This is a genomic window from Polaromonas sp. P3_B1, assembly GCF_056402935.1.
This window is the reverse complement of the sequence record NZ_JBFUGK010000081.1, coordinates 1-1,813: the sequence shown is the minus strand read 5'-3', so window position 1 is coordinate 1,813 and position 1,813 is coordinate 1. Positions and strand designations below refer to the sequence as shown.

At 64.1% G+C, this 1,813-nt stretch carries 2 protein-coding genes; both read right to left on the bottom strand.

Translation table 11 applies throughout. The features are described from left to right. Positions 1-232 precede the first annotated feature (232 nt). Positions 233-577 (bottom strand): cupin domain-containing protein, encoded by a 345-nt coding sequence (locus AC1DXS_RS24675; RefSeq protein WP_477740079.1) that lies wholly within the window; start codon positions 575-577, stop codon positions 233-235. Positions 578-898: 321 nt separating this feature from the next. Beyond that, entirely contained in the window at positions 899-1,651 is a 753-nt protein-coding gene (locus AC1DXS_RS24670; protein ID WP_477740078.1) for an SDR family oxidoreductase, read from the bottom strand. Positions 1,652-1,813: the final 162 nt, after the last annotated feature.

Here is a 1,813-nt window from a genome sequence, read left to right as displayed (position 1 = left end):
GGGAGGCTGGAAGTGGACGTCGTTATCCATTGATCCGCCGGGCAGCGGCTCATACGTAGGTACAGGCCGCGCCTTGCCCGGCCGTCGTTAGCCGGACGGATCACTTAAAGCAACTACTGTGCCGTTGGGAATGTGGTCTGAAATCGGCTGTTTTGCCCCCGCATGCGCCGGCAAGCCGGGTTCATTGCCCCAAATGCGTGCGCCGGGCCGTGGCGGCTCAACATTTTGGTGCCTACTTCACCAGCTCCAGCACCTCGGCTTTTTTCTTCTTGAGCAGCAGCACCAGGAACTTCGCGGGCTGGGTGGTGCTGGCGTTGCGGCCCACGGTGTGGACGTCGTTGGGACCTTCATAAAAGCTCTGGCCGGCCGTCAAGGTGACCTCCTTGCCGCCCTTGACCTGCATCACGATGGAGCCCTCGAGCACATAGACAAAGGCGTGGGCGTGGTGGCGATGCACCGGGTCGGCGGCGCCGGGGGCGTAGTCGACGGTAATCATCAGGCCTTCCTTGCCGGGAAGATCGGACAGGTCCTTGGCCATAACCGGCTTGACGGTCACGCCCTCGGGGCCGGCGGCCATGGTGGGCTGGGCGAGCAAGGCGGCGCTTGCGAGAAACAGGGAAATGCTGGTCTTGTTCATGATGGGTTTCTTCATAGGGTTGCGGGGTGGCTCAGGAGTGAGCCGCACCTGCCCTTATGACGATTGGCAGCACCGGTTTGTGACGCCTCTTGCTCCTTCCCCCGCTGGGGGAAGGTKGGGATGGGGGCTCGCGKCRGTTGAAATTTCACYCRRAGGTGTTTAAGGGCCGCTGGCCCCCACCCCTGCCCTCCCCCAGCGGGGGAGGGAGCAAGAGCGGCGCTTGGATTTGCTTCTTCCCCCAGTGGAAGAAGGAGTAGCGGCTTATTTCGCGGGCTGGGATTTGAACCAGTCCTCGAAGCCAATGCCACCCAGGCGCGCCTTGCCCACCGGCACCAGGGTGTCGTCTTTGAGCCCGGCGCCGAAGTAGCGTGCCTGTGGATCGGCGACGACCTTGCGCGGGTCATTGCTTGCCGTCAGGAAGCGCTGGACGAGGTCTGACAGGCGAACCTTTTCCGGGCCGGCGATCTCGACCGTGCCGTTGGCCGGCGCGCCCAGCGTGAAGTCGGCCATCGCGGCGGCCACGTCGTCGGAGGCAATCGGTTGCACATACGCGGGCGAGAGGCGAACCGTCTGCCCTTCGGTGCCCGATTGCGCGATGCCGCCCAGGAATTCCATGAACTGGGTGGAGTGGACGATGGTGTAGGGCACGCTGGCGGCCCGGATCAGTTTTTCCTGGGCGATCTTGCCGCGGAAATAACCGCTTGCGGCGAGCTTGTCAGTGCCGACGACGGAAAGCGCGATATGGTGCCGCACGCCGGCGGCCGCTTCGGCGGCGAGCAGGTTGCGGCCCGAGGTCTCGAAAAACTCCAGCACGGCCTTGTCTTCAAACGAGGGCGAGTTGGCCACGTCGACCACCACATGGGCGCCCGCGAGGACCTCGGCCAGCCCTTGGCCGGTGAGGGTGTTGACGCCGGATGCCGGCGATGCGGCAACGGCCTCGTGGCCGCGCTGGCGAAGGATGTTGACGAGTTTGGATCCGATGAGGCCCGAGCCTCCGATGACGACGATTTTCATGTGTGTACTTCCTGGTCAAGGGTAGAGGTGGAGTGGCTCGAAATTGAGCACCCTGCCTCTATGACGATTGACGCTGCCCGTTTGTGACGCCAGCGCCCTGCCCTCACTCTTGCCTTCTGCCTCTTGCTCCTTCCCCCTCTGGGGGAAGGTGGGGATGGGGGC

Bases quoted from the DNA above. Each gene is read 5' to 3' on its own strand.
- AC1DXS_RS24670 (WP_477740078.1), bottom strand. From the start codon at position 1,651: ATGAAAATCGTCGTCATCGGAGGCTCGGGCCTCATCGGATCCAAACTC.
- AC1DXS_RS24675 (WP_477740079.1), bottom strand. From the start codon at position 577: ATGGCCGCCGGCCCCGAGGGCGTGACCGTCAAGCCGGTTATGGCCAAG.